At 72.2% G+C, this 1,233-nt stretch carries 2 protein-coding genes; one reads left to right on the plus strand and one right to left on the minus strand.

What is annotated here, in order from left to right; translation table 11 throughout:
* Nucleotides 1–68: 68 nt before the first annotated feature.
* The gene (locus AB0C29_RS49215; protein WP_360835386.1) at nt 69–434 is read right to left on the minus strand and encodes a PadR family transcriptional regulator; all 366 of its coding nucleotides are present in this window, start codon (nt 432–434) and stop codon (nt 69–71) included.
* A gap of 78 nt (nt 435–512) precedes the next feature.
* On the opposite strand from AB0C29_RS49215, the gene AB0C29_RS49220 reads away from it, so the two are divergent.
* Entirely contained in the window at nt 513–1,169 is a 657-nt protein-coding gene (locus AB0C29_RS49220; RefSeq protein WP_360835388.1) for a hypothetical protein, read from the plus strand.
* Nucleotides 1,170–1,233: the final 64 nt, after the last annotated feature.

Raw genomic sequence — 1,233 nt, forward strand, 5'->3', positions numbered from 1 at the left:
CCGCAAGAGCCGGCGGTACGCCCGCAGCAGCCGCCGATCAGCCGTGGTGGACGAGCTCACCAGGTCGTTCACCACGCCACCCGAGGGCCGGACCGGTGCGCGCCGGCCGGGCCGAGCCCGAACCGCTTGAGCTGGCTGGTCGCCGCCTCCAGGCTGGCGCGCAGCCGCTCGGTCTCGGCGGTCAGCGCGGTCGCGCCCCGTTGGGTGAGCCGGTAGTACCGCCGGTTGCGCCCGTCGACAAGCTCCTCACGATCGACCTCGACCAGCCCCTCGGCGGTCAGCCGGTCGAGCGCGGCGTACAGCGTGCCGGCCTGGAGCACCACCCGGCCGCCGGAGAGGGCGCCGGCCTCCTGGATCACGCCGTAGCCGTGCCGGGGCGCCGACGCCAGGGCGGTGAGGATCCAGAACGTGGGTTCCCGCATCGAGGCAGCCATGCGCTCAATATAGAGATCATCTGAGTATCGGGCAAGGTGTCCGGGAACCGGGGGCTCCCGGGCGACGACTATCCGATCATGAGCTCCGAGAGCTACAGCCGGACCGCCGGCACCCGGTACTGCCGGGCCACGCGGCACCGCGGCGCCTCCGCACGCAGCGCGTTCATTGCCCGGCACAGCGCTGAGGGCATCATGCTGACGCGAACCTGGAGTGCACCTGAACAGGAGCCGAAGGTGAGGGTGAAGGCGTGGCGGGGCTTCGCCGGGTTCTCGATTGCGGTGGCCGCACTGGTGACCAGCGTGGCCTTGTTGCTGGCCGGTGTGCCCGCCGGGCAACCGGACGCCGGGCCCTGTGCGGCCAGGGCTTCGATCGAGGCGTACGCCGGCGGGCACCTGTTGCGGCTGCGGGCCGAGCCCGGTGCGGGCTCGGCCACGCTCGTGCATCTGTGCGCCGGCGACAGCGTCGGACGGGTGCGGTCGTGGGCGGTCAGCGTCCAGGGCGCCGACGGTACGGCCGCAGTGCAGCGCGTGGCCGAACGCGTGGCCCTGGCGTCCGTCCCCATAGGACCGGGTGTCACCACTGTCGCCGTCACGGTCGTTCCGGAATCGGGGCAGCCATTGGCCTTCACCATGCGGGTGTCCCTGAAGGCGGGTTCGCTGCCGGAGCGTCCGGGTGAGCGGCAGGTCGAGGTGGCCGTGACGTCAGGCTCGAACGCGGGCCCGGCGTCGCCATGACACGTACAGCAGGGTCGTGACGGTTGCGGCGAGCACACCGAGCCCGATCAGCAGAGCGGTCGAA

The organism is Actinoplanes sp. NPDC048791, from assembly GCF_040650095.1.
Classification (GTDB): domain Bacteria; phylum Actinomycetota; class Actinomycetes; order Mycobacteriales; family Micromonosporaceae; genus Actinoplanes.

Excerpts from the sequence above, each read along its gene's own strand:
- AB0C29_RS49215 (WP_360835386.1), bottom strand. The coding sequence starts at position 434 with ATGGCTGCCTCGATGCGGGAACCCACGTTCTGGATCCTCACCGCCCTG.
- AB0C29_RS49220 (WP_360835388.1), top strand. The coding sequence starts at position 513 with ATGAGCTCCGAGAGCTACAGCCGGACCGCCGGCACCCGGTACTGCCGG.